This window comes from Phenylobacterium sp. J426 (genome assembly GCF_024699945.1).
Classification (GTDB): Bacteria; Pseudomonadota; Alphaproteobacteria; order Caulobacterales; family Caulobacteraceae; genus Phenylobacterium.
On record NZ_JAJOMY010000001.1, the window covers coordinates 2,798,837 to 2,817,093 of the forward strand.

Annotated in this window: 14 protein-coding genes and 4 pseudogenes; 11 read left to right on the forward strand and 7 right to left on the reverse strand. The window is 71.3% G+C overall.

Annotation, left to right across the window (positions count from 1 at the left end):
- Position 1: 1 nt before the first annotated feature.
- Positions 2-553, reverse strand: a complete 552-nt coding sequence (locus tag LRS10_RS14705; RefSeq protein WP_257837930.1) for a hemerythrin domain-containing protein — start codon at positions 551-553, stop codon at positions 2-4.
- 114 nt (positions 554-667) lie between these two features.
- On the opposite strand from LRS10_RS14705, the gene LRS10_RS14710 reads away from it, so the two are divergent.
- Together LRS10_RS14710 and LRS10_RS14715 are read left to right on the forward strand one after the other, a co-directional pair.
- On the forward strand, positions 668-1,663 hold the full coding sequence (locus LRS10_RS14710; RefSeq protein ID WP_257837931.1) for an FAD-binding oxidoreductase: 996 nt from the start codon (positions 668-670) through the stop codon (positions 1,661-1,663).
- A gap of 19 nt (positions 1,664-1,682) precedes the next feature.
- A pseudogene (locus LRS10_RS14715) lies at positions 1,683-2,853 on the forward strand (acyl-CoA dehydrogenase family protein).
- On the opposite strand, the gene LRS10_RS14720 reads toward LRS10_RS14715, so the two are convergent.
- On the reverse strand, positions 2,850-3,176 hold the full coding sequence (locus LRS10_RS14720) for an energy transducer TonB (RefSeq protein WP_257837933.1): 327 nt from the start codon (positions 3,174-3,176) through the stop codon (positions 2,850-2,852). The pseudogene LRS10_RS14715 and the gene LRS10_RS14720 sit on opposite strands and share 4 nt — an antisense overlap.
- 486 nt (positions 3,177-3,662) lie before the next feature.
- Here LRS10_RS14720 and LRS10_RS14725 point away from each other — a divergent pair, with 486 nt between their 5' ends.
- From LRS10_RS14725 to LRS10_RS14740, 4 genes and pseudogenes are all read left to right on the forward strand, one after another.
- The gene (locus tag LRS10_RS14725; protein WP_257837934.1) at positions 3,663-4,487 is read left to right on the forward strand and encodes a transglycosylase SLT domain-containing protein; all 825 of its coding nucleotides are present in this window, start codon (positions 3,663-3,665) and stop codon (positions 4,485-4,487) included.
- Between the two features lie 70 nt (positions 4,488-4,557).
- A pseudogene (locus tag LRS10_RS14730) lies at positions 4,558-5,196 on the forward strand (histidine phosphatase family protein); the annotation flags it as partial.
- A gap of 121 nt (positions 5,197-5,317) precedes the next feature.
- On the forward strand, positions 5,318-6,205 hold the full coding sequence (locus tag LRS10_RS14735) for an NAD(P)H-hydrate dehydratase (protein ID WP_257837935.1): 888 nt from the start codon (positions 5,318-5,320) through the stop codon (positions 6,203-6,205).
- A 68-nt stretch (positions 6,206-6,273) separates the two neighbouring features.
- The gene (locus LRS10_RS14740) at positions 6,274-7,614 is read left to right on the forward strand and encodes an MFS transporter (protein ID WP_257837936.1); all 1,341 of its coding nucleotides are present in this window, start codon (positions 6,274-6,276) and stop codon (positions 7,612-7,614) included.
- A 4-nt stretch (positions 7,615-7,618) separates the two neighbouring features.
- Here the strand turns inward: LRS10_RS14740 and LRS10_RS14745 are convergent, their stop codons facing one another.
- Together LRS10_RS14745 and LRS10_RS14750 are read right to left on the reverse strand one after the other, a co-directional pair.
- Positions 7,619-8,818 carry a CaiB/BaiF CoA-transferase family protein gene (locus LRS10_RS14745; protein WP_257837937.1) on the reverse strand — a complete coding sequence of 400 codons (1,200 nt, stop codon included), beginning with the start codon at positions 8,816-8,818 and terminating at the stop codon, positions 7,619-7,621.
- Between the two features lie 48 nt (positions 8,819-8,866).
- Complete coding sequence (locus LRS10_RS14750) at positions 8,867-10,615, reverse strand: hybrid sensor histidine kinase/response regulator (protein ID WP_257837938.1); 1,749 nt, start codon at positions 10,613-10,615, stop codon at positions 8,867-8,869.
- Between the two features lie 173 nt (positions 10,616-10,788).
- On the opposite strand from LRS10_RS14750, the gene LRS10_RS14755 reads away from it, so the two are divergent.
- Together LRS10_RS14755 and LRS10_RS24500 are read left to right on the forward strand one after the other, a co-directional pair.
- Complete coding sequence (locus tag LRS10_RS14755) at positions 10,789-11,928, forward strand: DUF2336 domain-containing protein (protein ID WP_257837939.1); 1,140 nt, start codon at positions 10,789-10,791, stop codon at positions 11,926-11,928.
- A 496-nt stretch (positions 11,929-12,424) separates the two neighbouring features.
- The gene (locus LRS10_RS24500; RefSeq protein WP_308237961.1) at positions 12,425-12,769 is read left to right on the forward strand and encodes a hypothetical protein; all 345 of its coding nucleotides are present in this window, start codon (positions 12,425-12,427) and stop codon (positions 12,767-12,769) included.
- Here the strand turns inward: LRS10_RS24500 and LRS10_RS14765 are convergent.
- The 3 genes from LRS10_RS14765 to LRS10_RS14775 form a co-directional block, all read right to left on the reverse strand.
- Positions 12,766-13,251, reverse strand: a complete 486-nt coding sequence (locus LRS10_RS14765) for an Hpt domain-containing protein (protein ID WP_257837940.1) — start codon at positions 13,249-13,251, stop codon at positions 12,766-12,768. The two genes, LRS10_RS24500 and LRS10_RS14765, sit on opposite strands and share 4 nt — an antisense overlap.
- Positions 13,252-13,331: 80 nt before the next feature.
- Positions 13,332-14,114: an NAD kinase gene (locus LRS10_RS14770; protein ID WP_257837941.1), complete on the reverse strand. Its 783-nt coding sequence runs from the start codon at positions 14,112-14,114 to the stop codon at positions 13,332-13,334.
- 69 nt (positions 14,115-14,183) lie between these two features.
- A complete protein-coding gene (locus LRS10_RS14775) occupies positions 14,184-15,305 on the reverse strand; it encodes a DUF2336 domain-containing protein (RefSeq protein WP_257837942.1) in 1,122 nt (373 codons plus the stop codon).
- A gap of 128 nt (positions 15,306-15,433) precedes the next feature.
- Here LRS10_RS14775 and glpK point away from each other — a divergent pair.
- From glpK to LRS10_RS14795, 3 genes and pseudogenes are all read left to right on the forward strand, one after another.
- Positions 15,434-16,931 (forward strand): annotated as a pseudogene (gene glpK / locus LRS10_RS25200) (glycerol kinase GlpK).
- 65 nt (positions 16,932-16,996) lie between these two features.
- A pseudogene (locus LRS10_RS14790) lies at positions 16,997-17,768 on the forward strand (class II aldolase/adducin family protein).
- 82 nt (positions 17,769-17,850) lie between these two features.
- On the forward strand, positions 17,851-18,201 hold the full coding sequence (locus tag LRS10_RS14795) for a hypothetical protein (RefSeq protein WP_257837944.1): 351 nt from the start codon (positions 17,851-17,853) through the stop codon (positions 18,199-18,201).
- The last annotated feature ends 56 nt before the right edge of the window (positions 18,202-18,257 follow it).

Sequence of the window (18,257 nt, forward strand, 5' to 3'; positions counted from 1 at the left end):
GTCAGTTCGGCCGGGCGCCCATCTCGCCCATCAGCGACTCCCGCAGGGACGCCATCTGCTCGCCGACGGCCTTCAGGTCCATCTCCGAGCGACGCACCTCGGGGAAGTATTCTTCTTCCTCCTCGCCAACGTGGTGCTCGATCATCTCCTGCAGCACCTTGACCTTGGCGTCGTAGAACTCGTCGGACGGCTTCATGCCGGCCAGCTCGGCCATCAGGTCCTTGGCGGACTGATGCTCGACGATCGCCTCGTTGACGGTGTCCTGCTCGTCCACGAAATCGCGCGAGGCGGGGTAGAAGACCTCCTCCTCGAGCTGCATGTGGATCTTCAGCTCCAGGCTGATCTGGGCGACCAGCTTCTCCTTGCCGCCGTCGTCCTCGGTAGCTTCGTACTGCTTGAACAGTTCCTCGACCTTGCGATGGTCCCGCATCAGATCGGACACGCCGTCGTCGGGCTGCATCGAGGCCTTGCCGGTCTTGGTGATGCCGGGGTTGGACTTGGACTTGCTCGACGCTTTGCGCTTGCTGGACTGGCTCTGGGTCCCGGCAGCCATGGGGGGTCTCCGTGGGCTTGTGATGGGGGCGTTCGTCTGAACCCCTCTCGGCAAGCCGGGTTCCGTCACAGCGCGGCCTTGATTTTCGCTGGCGGTACGGGTCGTTAGGGCGTGATGGACCGGCAGGCGAAGGTGACGATCGCGGGGGCGGGGGCGCTGGGCCTCGCCTGCGCCGTGGCGCTGGCCGACGCGGGTTGCACGGTCACGGTCTGCGACCCGGCTGAACCGGCCGATAACGCCTCGGGCGTGGCCGCGGGCATGATCGCGCCGTCCTTCGAGGCCGTCCTCGACGCCTCGGCCCGGCCGCACTTCGACCTGCTGCTGGGCGCCCGCGACCTCTGGCCGGGCCTGGCCGAGCGGACCGGCGTGGCCCTGCGCCGCGACGGCGCCATGGCGGTGGGCGACGAGACCTGGCTCGAAGACGTGGCCGCAGGGTTCGTCCGCCTCGGCCTGCACGCCGCCGAGCTGCCGGCGGCCACCGCCCGGGCGCTGGCGCCCGGACTTGCCGCGGCTTGGCCCCGCGCGCTGCTGACCCGAGAGGATTGGCGGATCGACCCGGTTCAGGCGCTGTCCGCCCTACGGAACGCTGCGGCGGAGGCCGGCGTGACCTTCCGGCGCGAGGCCGTCGGCGGGCGCGGCGACGCCGATCTCCTGGTCGTCGCCACGGGCTCCGGGGCGGAGCGGCTGGCCCCGGAGCTCTCGGCCCTTTCGCCGATCAAGGGCCACATCCTGCGCGCCCGCGCGCCGTGGGCGGCCGGTGTCACCGTCCGCGGCCAGGGAGCCTACGCCGCACCCGGTGACGGCGTGATGACCATCGGCGCCACGATGGAGGCCGGCGTCGCCGACGCCGCCGTCGATCCCGCCAAGGCCGAGCCGCTGCGAGCCGCCGCCGCCCGCCTGTTCCCGGACCTCGCCGGCGCGCCGTTCGAGCTCTCGGCGGGCGTTCGCGCCGCCACGCCGGACGGCCTGCCGCTGGTCGGCTACGGCGCCGAGCCCCGCGTGATCCTGGCCGCCGGCGCGCGCCGCAACGGCTGGCTGCTGGCCCCGCTCGTCGGCCGCATGGTGGCCGCGTTCGCAACCGGCGCGGATCCGGGCGCCGACGCCCCCTGATGGACCCGAGGCGCTTCCGATGACCGGCTTCTGGCTGACCGACGAGCAGCAGGCGATCCGCGGACGGCGTGCTGAAGCTATGCGCCCGGTTCGACGCCGACTACTGGCGCCGCTGCGACGAGACCGGCGACTTTCCCGAGGCCTTCGTCGCCGACATGGCGGCCGCCGGCTGGCTGGGCGCGGCCATGCCCGTCGAGCTGGGCGGCTCCGGCCTCGGCCTGACCGAGGCCGCCATCGCCATGCAGGCGGTAGCCGAGAGCGGCGCGGGCTTCTCGGGCGCCAGCGCCCTGCACCTCAACATCTTCGGCCCCATGCCGCTCGCCAGGTTCGGCACACCTGCGCAGAAGCAGAAGCTGATCCCGCGCCTGATCTCCGGCGAGGACCGCATGTGCTTCGGCGTCACCGAGCCGGACGCCGGCCTCGACACCACGCGCGTCGCCACCCGCGCGATCCGCACCAACGACGGCTATGTCATCTCCGGCCGCAAGATGTGGACGACGATGGCGCAGCGGGCGACCAAGATGCTGATCGTCGCCCGCACCACGCCGCGGGAAGAGGCCAGGAAGCCCACCGAAGGCATCAGCCTGTTCTACGTCGACTTCGACCGCTCGAAGATTCAGGCGACGCCGATCCCCAAGATGGGCCGCAAGGCCGTCGAGTCGAACGCCGTCTTCATCGACGACCTGCATGTCCCCGCCGACGCGCTGGTCGGCGAGGAAGGGCAGGGCTTCCGCTACCTGCTGGAGGGGCTGAACCCTGAGCGCGTGCTGATCGCGGCGGAAGCCGTGGGGCTCGGCCGCGCCGCGCTGAGGAAGGCCGCCGCCTACGCAAGGGAGCGGGTCGTCTTCGGCCGCCCCATCGGTCAGAACCAGGGCGTGGCCCATCCGCTGGCAAGGTCGTGGGCCGAGCTGGAGGCCGCCAATCTGATGGCCTTCAAGGCGGCCGCCCTCCACGACGCCGGCCGCGAGTGCGGCGCCGAGGCCAACGCCGCCAAGTACCTGGCCGGCGAGGCCGGCTTCAACGCCTGCGAGGCCGCCGTCCTCACCCACGGCGGCATGGGCTACGCCAGGGAATACGATGTCGAGCGCTGGTTCCGGGAGGCGATGATCCCGCGCATCGCCCCCGTCAGCCGTGAGATGATCTTCAACTACATCGCCGAGCGCGTGCTCGGCCTTCCGAAGAGCTACTAGCCGTTCGGGAGCTGGAAGCGGATCGGGATCCGGACGATCCCGCCCTCGACGGCTCGCCCGTCGACGGTCTTCGGGTTCATCCGGAAGTAGCGGGACAGCTTCACCGCCGCCTGGCCGAAGCCCACGCCGGCCGGGGTCTCCGACACCACCTCGCAGCCGCCGATCGCGCCCTTCGCCGTGACCGTGCAGGAAATGGTGGCGGAGCCTTCCAGGCCGCGCCGGATCGCGCCGTCCGGATAGTGGCGCGCCAGGTCTTCGGCGTCCGGCAGCCGCAGCCAGCTGGGATTGCCGATGACGGGATCGGGTTGGGGGCGCGTCTGCACCGGCGGCGGGTCCAGCTTGGCGATCGGGCCGATCGGCGGCGGAGCCGGCTCGTCCGGCGGATCGAGGGGCAGGGGGCGACCACGGTCGAGGTGGTGTTGAGCGGGGTGTTGGGCGTGATGCGCTCCGGGGGGCGCTCCTTTGGCGGGGGCGGCGGCGTCTTCTTGGGCAACACGTCGACGAAGCCGCGGAACGGCGGCGCCTCGTAGTCGGTCACCGGCGGCGGCGCGAACTGCATCATCGCCAGGTAGGCCGCGACACCGGCGTGGGCTGCGACCGACAGTCCCACGATGAGCGTGGTCTGCGGCTTCAGCCGCTTGCCGTTCCAGGTAAGCGCGAAGGGGTGAAACGCCTGGGCAGCCATGTTCGAACTCCAAGCTTACAAATGTAAGACAAGTAGATTTGAGCTCAAAGATTACATCTGTCAACTGCCGCCGGGCGGATATGGTTAGCGCCGCGTTAACCACGTCCGCCGCATCCGTAAGCCCATGGCCGTCCAGGGGATTCGCGGGATCGTCGAGGCTGCGATCGATCGCGCCTCCAAGGCGACCGGCGTCGATTTCAGCTTCCTGATGAAGACCGCTCATCGCGAGAGCGGCTTCAATCCGACGGCGCGCGCCTCCTCGTCCTCGGCGGCCGGCCTCTTCCAGTTCGTCGAGCAGACCTGGCTGCAGACGCTGAAGACCCACGGCTCCAAGTACGGCTACGCCCGCTACGCCGACCTGATCACCCAGGGCGCCGACGGCCGCTACCGCGTCCAGGGGGCCGAAGCCCGTCGCGCGGTCATGGACCTGCGCCTGGATCCGCACGCCGCCTCGCTGATGGCCGGCGAACTGGCCTCCGACCACGCCGCCTATCTGAAGGGCCGCACAGGGCGCACGCCGACGGCTGGCGAGCTCTATGCCGCCCACTTCCTCGGCCCCCAGGGCTCGGCGAAGCTGATCGAGGCGGTGCAGAGCCGCCCCGGCGTGTCCGCCGCCGCGCTCTTCCCCGAGGCGGCGCAGGCCAACCGCGCCATCTTCTACCGCGACGGCCGAGCCGCGACGGTGCAGGAGGTCTACGCGAACCTCACGCGCACCGGCGGCGCCGGGGCGGCCACGGCCGGTGAGCGCGCCTCCGACGACGACGGCGGCTTCCTCGAATACGCCTCGGCCCGGAAGCTCTCGCGGCAGAGGGAGGAAGAGGCGCTGATCCAGCTCATCCTCAAGGGCTCGCAGCCGAACGACCAACTGGGCGTGGGCTCGCGCCTGACCGGCTCGCTGTTCACCTCCGAGATGCTGAAGGTGCTCTCCGACAGCCGCGACGCCTCCTAGGGAGCGGGAGCACAAACCGCCCGCACCGCGTTGGGTTCGCCGTTGGTCCTTTCGGCGAAGGTTTGAAGAGATGGCGCAGCGCTGGCCCGAACGGTTGTGGATCGTCCGCCACGGCCAGAGCGCCGGAAACGTCGCCCGCGACCTCGCCGAGGCCGACAAGCTGCCGCGCATCGACATCGCCGAGCGCGACGTCGACGTGCCGCTGTCGCCGCTGGGCCATGAGCAGGCCTGCGCCCTTGGCCACTGGTTCTCGCGCCAGGCCCCCGACGAGCGGCCGGAGGTGGTCCTGACCTCGCCCTATCTGCGGGCGCTCCAGACCGCGGACATCATGCGCGACTGCGGCGGCTTCTCGCCCGAGGCCAAGCGGCCGACGCCCGACGAGCGGTTGCGCGAGAAGGAGTTCGGCGTCCTCGACCGCCTCACGCGCGCCGGCATCGAGGCCGACTTTCCCGATCAGGCCGAGTTCCGCCGGTTGCTGGGCAAGTTCTACCATCGCCCGCCGGGCGGGGAGAGCTGGTGCGACGTGATCCTGCGGCTGCGCAGCGCTCTGGACACGCTGTCGCTGCACCATGCCGGCCAGCGCGTGCTGATCGTCACCCACCAGGTCGTCGTGCTCTGCCTGCGCTATCTGCTGGAGGAGATGACCGAGACCGAGATCCTCGCCATCGACCGCCAGGCGGACGTGGCCAACTGCTCGGTGACCGAGTACCGCTTCCACCCGGCCGAAGGCCCCAACGGCTGCCTGAAGCTGCATCGGTACAACTTCGTCGCCCCCTGGAGCGCGAGGGCGCGCCGGTCACCCGAGAGCCGGACGCGGCGGTCGCCGCCCGATGAGCCTGACCGAACTTACGCCGACCAGCCTGCGCGCCTGGCCGTTGCCCACGGTCCAGACCGAGACCGACAAGGAGTCGCGTGGCCGGGTCCTAGTCGCGGGCGGCGCGACGCCGGTCGCCGGGGCGGTGCTCCTCGCCGCGGTGGCCGCGCTGCGGGCCGGCGCCGGCAAGCTGCAGGTCGCCGCGCCGGCGTCCTTCGCCACCCATCTGGCGCTGTCGCTTCCGGAGGCGCGGGTTTTCGGTCTGCCCGAGACGCCTGAAGGCGAGCTCGCGCCCGAGGCCGCCGACCCTCTGGAGGCGGCGGTCGACCGCGCCGACGCCGTGGTGATCGGGCCCGGCCTGCTCGACAGCGAAGCGGCGGGCGAGCTCGCGCTCCGGCTTATGCAGCCCGACGGGCCGCCGATGGTCGTCGACGCCGCCGCCATGCCGCGGCTCGCGCAGGAGCCCGGCCGCGCCCGACGCCACGGCGGACGCCTCGTGCTCACCCCCCACGCCGGCGAGATGGCCGGCCTCCTGGGGCGCGACAGGGCCGACGTCGAGGCCGATCCGCTGGACGCCGCGCGCACGCTGGCCGCCGACCTCCACGCCGTCGTCGCGCTAAAGGGCGCGCAGACCTTCATCGTCTCGCCCGATGGCCGGGCCTGGCGAAACGTCGGCGGCTGTCCGGGCCTGGCCACCTCCGGATCGGGCGATGTGTTGTCGGGCGTGATCGGCGGCCTTCTGGCGCGTGGCGCGCCGCCGGCCCAGGCCGCGGCCTGGGGCTCCTATGTCCACGGCGCGGCGGGACGCCGCCTCGCCGCCCGCATCGCCCCTGTGGGCTTTCTGGCGCGCGAACTGCTCGACGAGATCGCGCCGGCGCTGGGGGAACTGGACGCGCCGGCCTAGCCGCGTCCGGCGAAACGCCCATATCTGATGCAAGCGGGGCCAGGCGGTCCCTGAGCCGGGCCGCGCGCATGAGACCGTTCTATCACCTTCTGGCCAACAACCTCGTGGCCAACGTGACCAACTACACGGTCTGGTTCGCACTCACGTTCTGGATCTTCCTCGAGACGCGATCGGTCTTCGCCACCGGCATGATCGCCGGCATCTACGTGGTCTTCACCGCAGCCTTCGCCATGTGGTTCGGCAGCCTCGTCGACCATCATCGCAAGAAGCGGGTGATGTTGGCCTCCAGCATCGTCTCGCTGATCTTCTACGGGGCCGCGCTCGCCTTCCACCAGGCCGTCGGCGAGCCGGCCATGCGCGATGTGGCTGGTTTCGAGCTCTGGCTGTTCGTCCTGCTGGTCATGCTGGGGATGATCGCCGGCAATATCCGGAGCATCGCCCTGCCGACCCTGGTGACGGCGCTTATCCCGGAGGGCCGTCGCGACCGGGCCAACGGGCTCGTCGGCATGGTGACGGGCGTGGGCTTCCTCACCACCTCGGTGATCAGCGGCTTCCTGGTCGCCTGGGGCGGCATGTCGGCGACCCTGGCCCTGGCGATGGTCTGCAGCGTCGGCGTCTTCCTGCACCTGCTGTTCGTCCGCATAGACGAGCCCGCGCCGCGCTCCGAGGCGCATCCTGACGAAGCCAAGCGGCTGGACCTGCGCGGCACGCTGAAGGTGATCGCGGCCGTGCCGGGGCTGTTCGCCCTGATCTTCTTCGCCACGATCAACAACTTCCTGGGCGGCATCTTCATGGCGCTGATGGACGCCTACGGCCTGTCGCTCGTGTCGGTCCAGGTCTGGGGACTGCTCTGGGGCGTGATCTCCACGGCGTTCATCATCTCCGGCGTCCTCATCTCGCGGACCGGGCTCGGCTCCAATCCGCTGCGCACGCTGATGCTGGCGAACCTCATCGCCTGGGCGGTCTGCTGCGTCTTCACGCTGCAACCGTGGATCCTGCTGCTCGCCGCCGGTTGCTTCGTCTGGATGTTCCTGGGCCCCTATGCTGAGGCGGCCGAGCACACCACGCTGCAGAAGGTCGTGCCGTTCGAGCGCCAGGGCCGGGTCTTCGGCTTCGCCCAGTCTGTGGAGCAGGCGGCCTCGCCGGTCACCGCCTTTCTGATGGGCCCGCTCACCCAGTTCTATTTCATCCCCCTGATGACCGACGGCGCGGGCGCCGACGCCATCGGCGACTGGTTCGGCCGCGGGCCCGACCGGGGAATCGCGCTGGTCTTCACGCTGGCGGGCGTCGTGGGGGTCATCGTGACCCTGCTCGCCTTCAACTCCCGCTACTACCGTCAGCTCAGCGCCGCCTACGCCGGCGCTCCCGACCCGGAACCGGCGGGCGACAAGCTCGAGCGCCCGGCCTAGGACCTCACGCGGCCGCCGCGCCCCCTGCGATCATCGCCTCGATTTCGGGCTCCCTGTAGCCAAGCTCGCGCAGGACCTCGCGGGTATGTTCGCCAAGCTTCGGCGAGGGCGGCCGGCGGGTCTGGTCCACACCGGGGAACCGGGCCGGTGCGGCGATCGAGCGGGTGGTTCCGCCCTGGCCATCGTCGATTTCGATGAACGCCCCGGCCGCCTCGGCCTGGGGATCTGCGGCGACGTCGGCCGGCGTCTGCACCGGCGCCCAGACCAGGTCGGCCGCGTCCAGCCGGCGGGCGATCTCTTCGAAGGGCAGGGCGGCGAAGCCCTTGTCGAACTCTTCGGTCAGCGCCTTGGCGTTCTCGCGCCGCGCCTTGCCGGTGGCGAACCGTGCGTCGGTGATCAGGTCCGGACGCTCGATCACCTGGCAGAATGCTTCCCAGCCGCCGCCCGAGCCGCGCGGATTGTGCACGAACCAGCGGCCGTCCGAACTGCGGTAGAAGTTGGCCAGCGCATTGATCGGATTGTCCCGGGTCCGCGCCGAGGCGACGCGGCCGAACTTCAGCTGCACTGCCAGGTCCGAGCTCATCACATAGACGCCGGTGGCCAGCAGTGATGTCTGCACCAGTCGGCCTTCGCCCGTCCGCTCGCGCTCGTACAGCGCCGCCAGGATGGCCGAGACCGTCGCCAGGGAGGTGGTGTGGTCGCCGACGCCCGAGCGCAGCAGGAACGGGTCCATGCCCTTGGGCGCGGTCATGGCCGCGACACCGGCCCGGGCCCAGAAGGCCGTGACGTCGAAGCCCGGCTTGTGCGCGTCCGGGCCTTCCAGCCCAAAGCCGGTGATCACCGCATAGACCAGCCTTGGATTGGCGGCCCGCAGGGTGTCCGCGTCCAGGCCGTATTTCTTCAGCGAGGCCGGTCGAACGTTCGTCAGGAACACGTCGGCCTCGGCGGCCAGCCTGGCCAGCGCCTCTCGGCCCTCTGGTTTGCCGATGTCCAGCACGATGCCGCGTTTGCCGCGGTTGTCGACGTCGAAGGTCGGGTTGGCGCCCAGGTCCGTCTTCAGGTCGCCGAAGATGTGGCGCATGGCGTCGCCCTCGGGACGCTCCACCTTGATGACGTCGGCGCCCCAGTCGCCTAGGATGGCGGCCGCTCCGGGACCGGCGATGTAGGCGGTGAAGTCGACGACTCTCAGGCCCTGCAGCAGCACGCGTTCTCTCCCCGGTTTCGGGGATTTAAACAGGCGTTGGAGCGCTTGTCAGGCTACCGCACGGTCATTGGCGGGCGTTCTGGCCGACAGCGCCTCGGCGATGGCGCGTGCGGCGGCGGGCGCGGCCACCGGCTTGCGCAGCAGGGCGTCGGCCCCCGCCGCGCGGCAGGCGTCGGCTTCGTCGGCCCCGCCGCCCTCGATCAGGGCGATGACCGGCGTCTTCCCCGCGTCGGCGGCCAGACCGCGCAGCGCCGCCACCGCGGCCGGCCGCTCGACGAAGGCCATGTCGAGGTTGCAGACCCTCGCCAGTTCCACCGCCCGGTCGGCGTCGGCGGCCTGCACCACCTGGTGGCCCAGCTGTTCAAGCGTGGCGCGCAGCATGGCCGCGTTCAGCGCCTGCTCGCAGGCGATCAGCACGCGCAGGCGCCGGGGCTCGGCCTCGGCGGCCGAGACGGCGTCCCGGGCCGGCGGCGCGGCCGCTGCGTCATAGGGCAGCTCGACGACGAAGCACGAGCCCACGCCGGGCGCGCTCTGCGCCCGCACCTCGCCGCCCATCAGGCCGGCGAGCCGGCAGGCCAGCGGCAGGCCAAGACCCGCGCCGGGTGCGCCGGCGCTGGTGCGCGCCACGCGTCGGAACGGCTGCATGGCGATCGCCAGTTCCTCCTCGTTCAGGCCGGGGCCGGTGTCGGCGACGGCCACGGCGATACGGCCGCCTTCGGCCGAGATCCGCGCCTCGACCCGCCCGCGGACGGTGAACTTCACGGCATTGCCGATCAGGGCGGCCAGCACCTGCCGGATCCGGGCGGGATCGGCGATCGCGGCGCCCGGCGCTTCGCCGTCGATGTGCAGGCCGATCTCCAGACCCTTGGCGGCGGCGGCCGGGCGATGCTGCAGCACCAGGTCACGGGCGATGGCGATCAGGTCAACGGGACGTGGCTCGACCGACAATGCGCCGGCCTCAGCGGTCTCGGCGTCGACGGTGGTCTCCAGAACCGACAGCAGGTCCTCGACCGCGTCGCGGGCGGCGGCGAGCTGCTGGCGCGAGGGTGCGGCGCGGCCGCCGGGCCCGGCGGCGGAGGCCAGCATGTGGGCGACGCCGTTCAGGCCGTTGCGGATCTCGTCGGACAGCGTCGCGACCAGGTCGGTCTTCGCGCGGGCCAGCCGTCGGGCCGCCTCGGCCTGCTCGGCCCGCTCGGCGATCAGTTGCTCGCGCTCGGCCGCGAGGCCGTACTGGCTGCGGAGGATGCGATTGACGAGCAGCGCCAGCGCCAGGGCCAGCGCGGTGGCCGCCAGGCCCAGCTTGGCCAGCGCCGCGTCCTGCGAGCGGCTGAAGAGGACGACCAGGGGACCGGCCAGCGCCGCCGGGGCCACGATCAGCAGGCTGGGCAGCCACGGCGCGGCGAAGAACACCGAGATCAGCGCCGCCGCGAGGGACATCAGGACCAGCGCCTCGCGGGCCGGCCCAGCGCCGTCGGCGAAGATGGCGAGCTGGGCGATGGCCCCCGCCCAGATCAGGCCGCCCAGGACCTGTACGCGGGCCCGGCGGCGGAGGTCGTGGGAGGCTTGGGTCTTCAGCCAGTTCACCACGCCGTAGAAGGCGCCCCAGCCCATCGCGAAGAGGGCGAAGGTCGCGCTCATCCAGGCGGCGTTGGCCGCATGGCTGCCGGCCCACACGAAGACCGGCAGGCACACGCCGAACGCCGCCAGGGCGTAGGGCAGCAGGGCCGCCTGCGCCTTCATGCCCTGTTCGTTGACGCTGAGGCCGCCGACGTCTTCGGCGATGCGCGCTCTGGACATCGGCGGTTCCTTCCCGAAGCTTCCGGGAAGGCTAGTCGCCGTGGGGTTGGCGCGGGGTTACGCGACAACCTTAATCCACAGATTCGCCCGGCAACCACTCATTAAGCTTAACGGTCGATAACTCGACTCGTGGGACTCCGGAGCTACCGGAGTAGGGGTCTTGGGCGGGGTTTATGGCGACGACGCGTTCAGCGTTGACGGAGAGCGACATCCGTACGCTGGTCAAAGGCGCGACGGCTGACGAACGGGCTCTCGCCGCCCGCAAGCTCTGCATCGGCATCGAGCGCGCGGTCCTTACCGACGAGGAGCGCACCATAGCCGCGGAGATCCTGCGGGTTATGGCCGCGGACGCCGCCGTGCTGGTGCGCCGCGCCCTGGTCGAGACGCTGAAGGCCTCGCCGGTCGTGCCGCGCGACGTCGCCATGAAGCTGGCCCGCGACGTGGAGGCCATCTGCCTGCCGATGCTGGCCGTCTCGCCGGTCTTCACCGACGACGACCTGGCCGAGATCGTGCGCCTGGGCGGGCCGGTCCGCCAGCTCGCGATCGCCAAGCGCCCCGAGATCGGCCGCAAGGTCGCCGACGCCATCGCCGAGCACGGCAGCGAGCGGGCGGTCGCGGTCGCCTGCGGCAACGACAAGGCCGACTTCGGCGAGGACGCCCTGCAAAGGGCGATGGGCCGCTTCGCCGAGTCCGAGCGGGTGCTGGCGGCGATCGCCTATCGCAACGTCCTGCCGCTGTCGGTCACCGAACGCCTCATCACCCTGGTCGGCGACAGTCTGCGGGACCATCTCGTCAGCCGGCACGCCGTCTCGCCCGAAGCCGCGCTTGAGGTGGCGGTCGGCGTCGCTGAGCGGGCCACCGTCGACCTCGTGGACCAGGCCGGCCGTGCGGCCGACGTGAAGGGGTTCGTCGCCCATCTGCACGCCGAGCAGCGTCTCACCGCCTCCTTGCTGCTCCGCGCGCTCGCCCACGGTCACATGACCTTCTTCGAGTGGAGCGTGGCCGAACTCGCCGGCGTGCCGCACCACCGCACCTGGCTGATGATCCACGACGCCGGTCCCCTGGGCCTTCGCGCCATCTACGAGCGCGCGGGCCTGCCGGCGCGGCTGTTCCCCGCCTTCAGGGCCGCGGTCGACACCTTTCACGCCATGGAGTTCGACGGCGGTCCGCGAGATCGCGAGCGCTTCCAGGAGCGGATGCTGCAGCGGTTCCTCACCCAGCCGCAGGCCGCGGCCCGCGAGGACGTCGACTATCTGCTGGACCGCATGGACCGCGCCGCCTCCGCCGTGCGCGAGACGGTCGAGAGCGCCTGACCGCCGGCGACAGCCTTCCCTCGCGGCGCCCTTGCCCGCGCCCCTTCCCAGTCCCAAGCTGGCGGCATGACCGCCTCCGAGACGAAGCCCGCCGCCACCCTTCTGCTCCTGCGCGACGACCCCGCCTTCGAGGTGCTGATGGTCAAGCGCCACCATCAGATCGACTTCGCCTCCGGGGCCCTGGTGTTCCCGGGCGGCAAGACCCACGCCGGCGACCACGACCCTGCGTGGGTCCAGCACGCGACCGGCTGGGAGGCGTTCGACACCGAGCAGCGGGCGCTGCGCATCGCCGCCGTGCGGGAATGTTTCGAGGAGGCGGGCATCCTGCTCGCCCGGCGCACGGACGGCGGGCTGTTCGAAGAGGCCTGCGATCCGGCCGTTCGCGAGGCCGTGGACCGGGGCGAGGTCCCATTCCTCGAGGTGGTGCGCGAGCTGGGCGTTCGCCTCAGCCTCGATGCGCTGACCGTCTTCGCCCGCTGGATCACCCCCCACCATGATGCCGAAGCGGTTCGACACCTGGTTCTACGCCGTCCGCGCGCCCGAGAACCAGCTGGCAGCCTGCGACGGCCGCGAAACGGTCGACGCCGAGTGGATCGCGCCGCGGGAAGCACTGGATCTGGCCGAAGCCGGCCAGCGCACCGTCATCTTCCCGACGCGGATGAACCTCCAGCTCCTGGGCGAGGCGAAGAGCGCCGCCGACGCGGTAGCCCGCGCCGCAGCGCGCAGGCTCGTTCCCGTGCTGCCGCAGGTGGAGACGCGGCCCGAGGGGCGCGTGCTGGTGCTGCCGCCCGACGCCGGCTACGGCGCGGTCGCGGAGCCTATGGAGCGGATCGGCGGCTAGGCGCCCAGTTCGCGGACGCGGGTCTCCAGCTCCTGGACCAGCGCCTTGCCGATCGGATGCTCCACGTCCTTGATGCCGTCGCGGACGGCGGCCTTGATCGCGTCGATATGGGCGTCGATCAGCGGCATCGGCGCTTCGGTGCGCTTGGCCTTGTCGTCGATCAGTCGGCACAGCAGGCCGGCGATGCGGGTGATCAGCGGGAAGCCGTAGGTGGCGCCCAGGCCCTTCAGGTCGTGGGCGCGCAGGTACAGCGTCTCCATGGTGTCGGCGGTCACGCCTTCGGCCCGCACCATCTGGCGCGCGGCCTCCAGCTTGGCGACCTCGTCGTTCAGCCACTGGGCGAAGTTGCCGGACAGGCTGGCGAGGGCGGCCTCCGCCTTCGCGATCGCCGAGGCGTCGATCATGCCGAGGCGTCCGCCGCCGACCTTCAGACGGAGGGCGTTCGACGGCTGGATCAGGTGACCGGACTTCTGCTCGCTCACGGTGGGGCTCCTGGGAGGATCGCTCCGCGAGCCTAGGGCCAACCTGTTAATAACACCTGATGGCCGCCCAGCCCGGTTACTCAGACTGCGAACTGCTCGGCCAGGACCCGCTCCTCCAGGCTGCGGCCGGCGTCGAACAGCATGGTGATCGAGACGTGCCGGTCCTCGGCGACGCGCACCTCGGCCACGTCGCGGACCTCGAAATTGTCGGCCACGGCGCTGACCGGCCGCTTGTCCGCCTCGAGGATCTGGAAATCGACCTTGGCGGTATGCGCCAGCAGCGCCCCGCGCCACCGCCTCGGCCGAAACGCGCTGATCGGCGTCAGCGCCAGGATCTTGGCGTCCAGCGGGATGATCGGGCCATGGGCCGAGAGATTGTAGGCCGTCGAGCCCGCAGGCGTCGCGACCAGCGCCCCGTCACAGGAGAGCTCGCCCAGCCGCACCTTGCCGTCCACCGAGATGCGCAGCTTCGCCGTCTGGCGCGTCTGCCGCAGGAGCGAGACCTCGTTGAACGCCAGCGCCTCGTGGGGCTGGCCGTGGATGTCCTTCGCCTTCATCCGCAGAGGGTGAATGACCGCCTGTTCGGCGGCGTTGATCCGCTCCAGCAGGCCGTCCTCGCTGTACTCGTTCATCAGAAAGCCGACCGAGCCCCGGTTCATCCCGTAGATCGGCTTGCCCGTCGCCATGCAACGGTGGACCGTCTCCAGCATGAAGCCGTCGCCACCCAGGGCCACGACCACCTGCGCCCGCTCGTCGCCGGCGTCGCCGTAGCGCTCGGCCAGGCGCTCGCGCGCCTCCAGGGCCTCGGGCCGGTCGCTGGCGACGAAGGTCAGGCGGGTGACGAAGGGCTCGGGCTTGAACATGCGGCGGCCAACACGCCGCAAGCCGGCGGATCTGTCCAGAGGCGACGCGGCGTCCGTCCCGGGGATCGCTCAGAGCGACTGCGCGGCCTGGCGGAAGGCGGCGCTGGCCACGCTCGGGCTGACGGGGGCGAAGGCGCCAACGGCGCGCCGGGCGGCCTCATGGCCGCCGCCCGGCCGGCCCTCGTTCAGGTCCCGCACGAGCTGCAGGATGGTCGGGAAGACGCTGCGATCGATGCCGACCGCGGCGCAGGCGAGCCCCAGCAGCTCGGGCCGGTCGCTGTCGATGGCCCGTCGCACATGCTGCCCGTCGAAGCGGCCCAGCATCGCCAGGGCGGTGACGAACAGAGTGAGGCGGCCCTCCCGCAGGGCGCGGACAAGGTAGCCGGGCCGCAACTGTCCCGCTCCATGCAGCTTCTCGATCAGCCGCCGCTCCATCTCCTCGCGCTCGCCGTCGCGGGCCATGACAAGGCGGCCGCCTGCGCCGCGCGGCGCGCCGCCGTGGGCTTCGACGACCGATTGCGCCAGGGCGCGATCCAGGGCCTCGCTGTCGAGGCGGAAGCGGTCGGCCAGCGACTTCTTCAGCGCCTGTCCCACCCACAGGTAGAGCCGCTCGGCCAGGTCGGTGGTCAGGCGCGGATGTCGCGCGAGCGGTTGGCGAAGGGCCGCGATCTGCCGCGATCGCTCGACCAGCTCGGCCATGTCGCGCGGCGACAGTTCGGCGGTGTCGTTGGCCGCCAGGGCCGTCAGCACGGCCGGCTCGCCCTGGTGCAGGATGGCCGAGACGATGTTCTGGGAGATCCGCGGCCGTCGCGCGATCTCGATCTGATGCTCGATCGTGGCCTCGACCAGCAGGCGCACCAGGTCCAGGTCGCGGAGGAGGGGGCTCTTCTCGATCACCGGCCGGGCGATCTCGATCTCGTCCAGCGCCAGCACATTGATCAGCGCCGCGGGCGCCCAATCGGCGCCGGCCAGTTTCTCCGACAGGCGCTGCCGGATGTCGCGCTCGGCCTCGACGACCAGGCTCATGAAGATGGACGACAGCAGGCCCTGGATCTGCGGGGCCTTCATCGCCTCGCCGGCGTGGGGCGTGTCGCACAGGTCCGCGATCGCCAGGAGCAGGCGCTCCCGATCGGCGGGCGCGCGGCTCTTGGCGAGGTCGAGCAGGCTTTCGCTGCTGAGCGCGGCGCTCAAACCCCAATCCCCCATTGCCCAAACCGATGACGGCTGTAAGCCATCCTGTCGGGCGCGGATGAAGACATGCTTAAGGCCGGCGCGCGCCCCGACACGCCGGTCCCAAGTCAGGGAAAGACGCACTCAAGATGGCCGATCCGCTGATCCTTTCGCTGGACCAGGGCACCACCAGCACCCGCGCCATCGTCTTCACGCCTGCTGGCCAGGCCCTGGCGGAGGCGGGCCGGCCGCTGAAGCAGGTCTATCCCCGCGACGGCTGGGTCGAGCACGACGCCGACGAGATCTTCCAGGCCTCGGTCGACGTGCTGCGCGAGGCGGTGGAGCGCGCCGGGCGCGACATCTCGGCGGTGGCGGCGATCGGCATCACCAACCAGCGGGAGACGGCGGTCATCTGGGATCGCCGCACCGGCAAGCCGATCCACAACGCCATCGTCTGGCAGGACCGCCGCACCGAGCCCACGTGCCTGCGCCTGCGCGACAAGGGCTGCGAGCCGCGGGTGACCGAGCTCACCGGCCTGCTGCTCGATCCCTATTTCTCGGGGACCAAGTTCGCCTGGCTGCTGGATCATGTGTCGGGGGCGCGGGCCGCCGCCGAGCGCGGAGAGCTGATGGCCGGCACCATCGACGCCTGGCTGATCTGGAAGCTGACCGGCGGCCGGGTCCACGCCACCGACGCGACCAACGCCAGCCGCACGCTGCTGTTCGACATCGGCGCCGGCGAATGGTCGCCCGAGCTTTCCGAGCTGCTGGACGTGCCCCTGTCGCTGCTGCCGGAGGTGCGCGACTGCGCCGGCGACTTCGGCGAGACCGAGGCCGGCCTGCTCGGCCGCGCGATCCCCATCCGCGGCGTGGCCGGCGACCAGCAGGCCGCGCTGATGGGGCAGGGGTGCATCCGCCCGGGTGAGATGAAGGCCACCTACGGCACCGGCTGCTTCCTGCTGATCAACACCGGCGAGACCCGCGCGCCGTCGCGCTCGCGCCTGCTGACGACGGTCGCCGCCCGCCTCGGTGGCCGCACCACCTATGCCCTCGAGGGCGCGATCTTCATCGCCGGCGCCCGCGATCCAGTGGATCGAGGAGGGGCTTGGCGTCGAAGGCGGCCCGCAGGCCGTGGAGGCGCTCGCCGCCAGCGCCCGCGAGGGTCACGGCGTCACCCTGGTGCCCGCCTTCACGGGCCTCGGCGCGCCGTGGTGGGACGCCAACGCCCGCGGCGCGATCTTCGGCCTGACCCGCGACGCCGGCCGCGCGGAGATCGCCCAGGCGGCCTTCGACGCCTGCGCCTTGCAGACCCGCGACCTGGTCGAGGCGATGCGCGCCGACGCCCCTGAGGCCTTCGCCGGCTCCGTGGAGCTGCGCATCGACGGCGGCATGTCCAAGAGCCCCTGGTTCAGCCAGCGGCTCGCCGACCTCACCGGCGTCCAGGTGTGTCGGGCGATCTATCGGGAGACCACGGCCCTCGGGGCGGCGCTGTTCGCCGGCGTCGGCGCCGGCGTCTACCGCGACGTCGCCCAGGCCGCCGCGTCGCGCCCGCAGACCGAGGGCTACGCGCCCAAGGCCGACGGCCAGTTCCGGGAGGGCGCCTACGCGCGGTGGTTGGACGCGGTCGCCCGCGTGCGGACCGCTTGACGCGTCACGCGCGTGGCGCGACCCTGAACGGCGATAAGCAACGACGGATCTAAGGGAGAAGCCCCATGGCGGACGGATCGGCGGCAGGCGTGGTCTCGCTGAAGGGCAAGGTCAGCGCGGAAGAGTGGCAGGCCCGCGTCGAACTCGCCGCGCTCTATCGCCTGGTGGCGCTGCACGGGTGGGACGACCTGATCTACACCCACATCTCGGCCCGTATCCCGGGGCCCGAGCACCACTTCCTGATCAACCCCTACGGCATGCTGTTCGACGAGATTACGGCCTCGTCGCTGGTGAAGATCGACCTCGAGGGCAACATCCTTCAGGAAACCCCCTACTTCATCAATCCGGCGGGCTTCACCATCCACTCAGCCGTCCACGAGGCGCGCGAAGACGCCAAGTTCGTGATGCATCTGCACACCGACCAGGGCGTCGCCGTCTCGGCCCAGCGGGAAGGCCTGTTGCCGCTGACCCAGCATGCGCTGATCGTGCTGCCGAGGCTCGCCTACCACGACTATGAGGGCATCGCCCTGAACCTGGACGAGCGCGAGCGTCTGGTCGCCGATATCGGCGACAAGAACCTGATGCTGCTGCGCAACCACGGCACGCTCTCGGTCGGCGCCACCGCCGGCGACTGCTGGGTCGGGATGTTCTTCCTGGAACGGGCCTGCAAGCAGCAGATCATGGCGCTCTCCGGCGGCCGCGAGAACGTCCTGTTCGCCCCCCGAGGCGTCCGTGGCCGAGGTGAAGATGCAGACGTCGCGCGGCATCGGCGGCGGCCTCGCCTGGCCGGGCTGCCTCCGGCGTCTCGACCGGCATCTCCCAGGCTACGACGCGTAGAGCAGCCCTCTCAAACCTTTCTGTCATCCCGGCGGCAGCGAAGCCCCCAGGGGCCGGGTCGAGCGGCGCTGACATTCTGGAGGTGCAGGACGCGGGTCTCGCGCGTCCCGCCGAACTGCAGCGCGCGTTCGCCACGGCGCTCGAACGCACCAGCCGCACCGTCCGCCTCGCCTATGCGCTGCAGGCCAACCTCCGCCGCGCCGCCAATCGCGCCGAGCGCGAGGACGCCGACGCGCAGGCCAGGCGCGACCGCGAAGAGGTGCGCTTCAAGAAGCAGCGCCTCCGCACGGGCGTCGAGGCGCTGATCTGGCGCGACACCGACGCCATGGACCAGGAAACGCCCGCTCCGCCGGGGAGGCAAAAGGCGTGCTTCCGCCGCCCGATTGGAGCGCCCCGCGCCGATGGCGCACATGACAGGGATTTAATCGCGTAAGTTTCAGCAACGAAACGCTAAGCCATCCTGCTGTCACTGGATCGCGCAACAGAGGC

Excerpts from the sequence above, each read along its gene's own strand:
- LRS10_RS14705 (WP_257837930.1), bottom strand. The coding sequence starts at position 553 with ATGGCTGCCGGGACCCAGAGCCAGTCCAGCAAGCGCAAAGCGTCGAGC.
- LRS10_RS14710 (WP_257837931.1), top strand. The coding sequence starts at position 668 with ATGGACCGGCAGGCGAAGGTGACGATCGCGGGGGCGGGGGCGCTGGGC.
- LRS10_RS14725 (WP_257837934.1), top strand. The coding sequence starts at position 3,663 with ATGGCCGTCCAGGGGATTCGCGGGATCGTCGAGGCTGCGATCGATCGC.
- LRS10_RS14735 (WP_257837935.1), top strand. The coding sequence starts at position 5,318 with ATGAGCCTGACCGAACTTACGCCGACCAGCCTGCGCGCCTGGCCGTTG.
- LRS10_RS14740 (WP_257837936.1), top strand. The coding sequence starts at position 6,274 with ATGAGACCGTTCTATCACCTTCTGGCCAACAACCTCGTGGCCAACGTG.
- LRS10_RS14750 (WP_257837938.1), bottom strand. The coding sequence starts at position 10,615 with ATGTCCAGAGCGCGCATCGCCGAAGACGTCGGCGGCCTCAGCGTCAAC.
- LRS10_RS14755 (WP_257837939.1), top strand. The coding sequence starts at position 10,789 with ATGGCGACGACGCGTTCAGCGTTGACGGAGAGCGACATCCGTACGCTG.
- LRS10_RS24500 (WP_308237961.1), top strand. The coding sequence starts at position 12,425 with ATGCCGAAGCGGTTCGACACCTGGTTCTACGCCGTCCGCGCGCCCGAG.
- LRS10_RS14770 (WP_257837941.1), bottom strand. The coding sequence starts at position 14,114 with ATGTTCAAGCCCGAGCCCTTCGTCACCCGCCTGACCTTCGTCGCCAGC.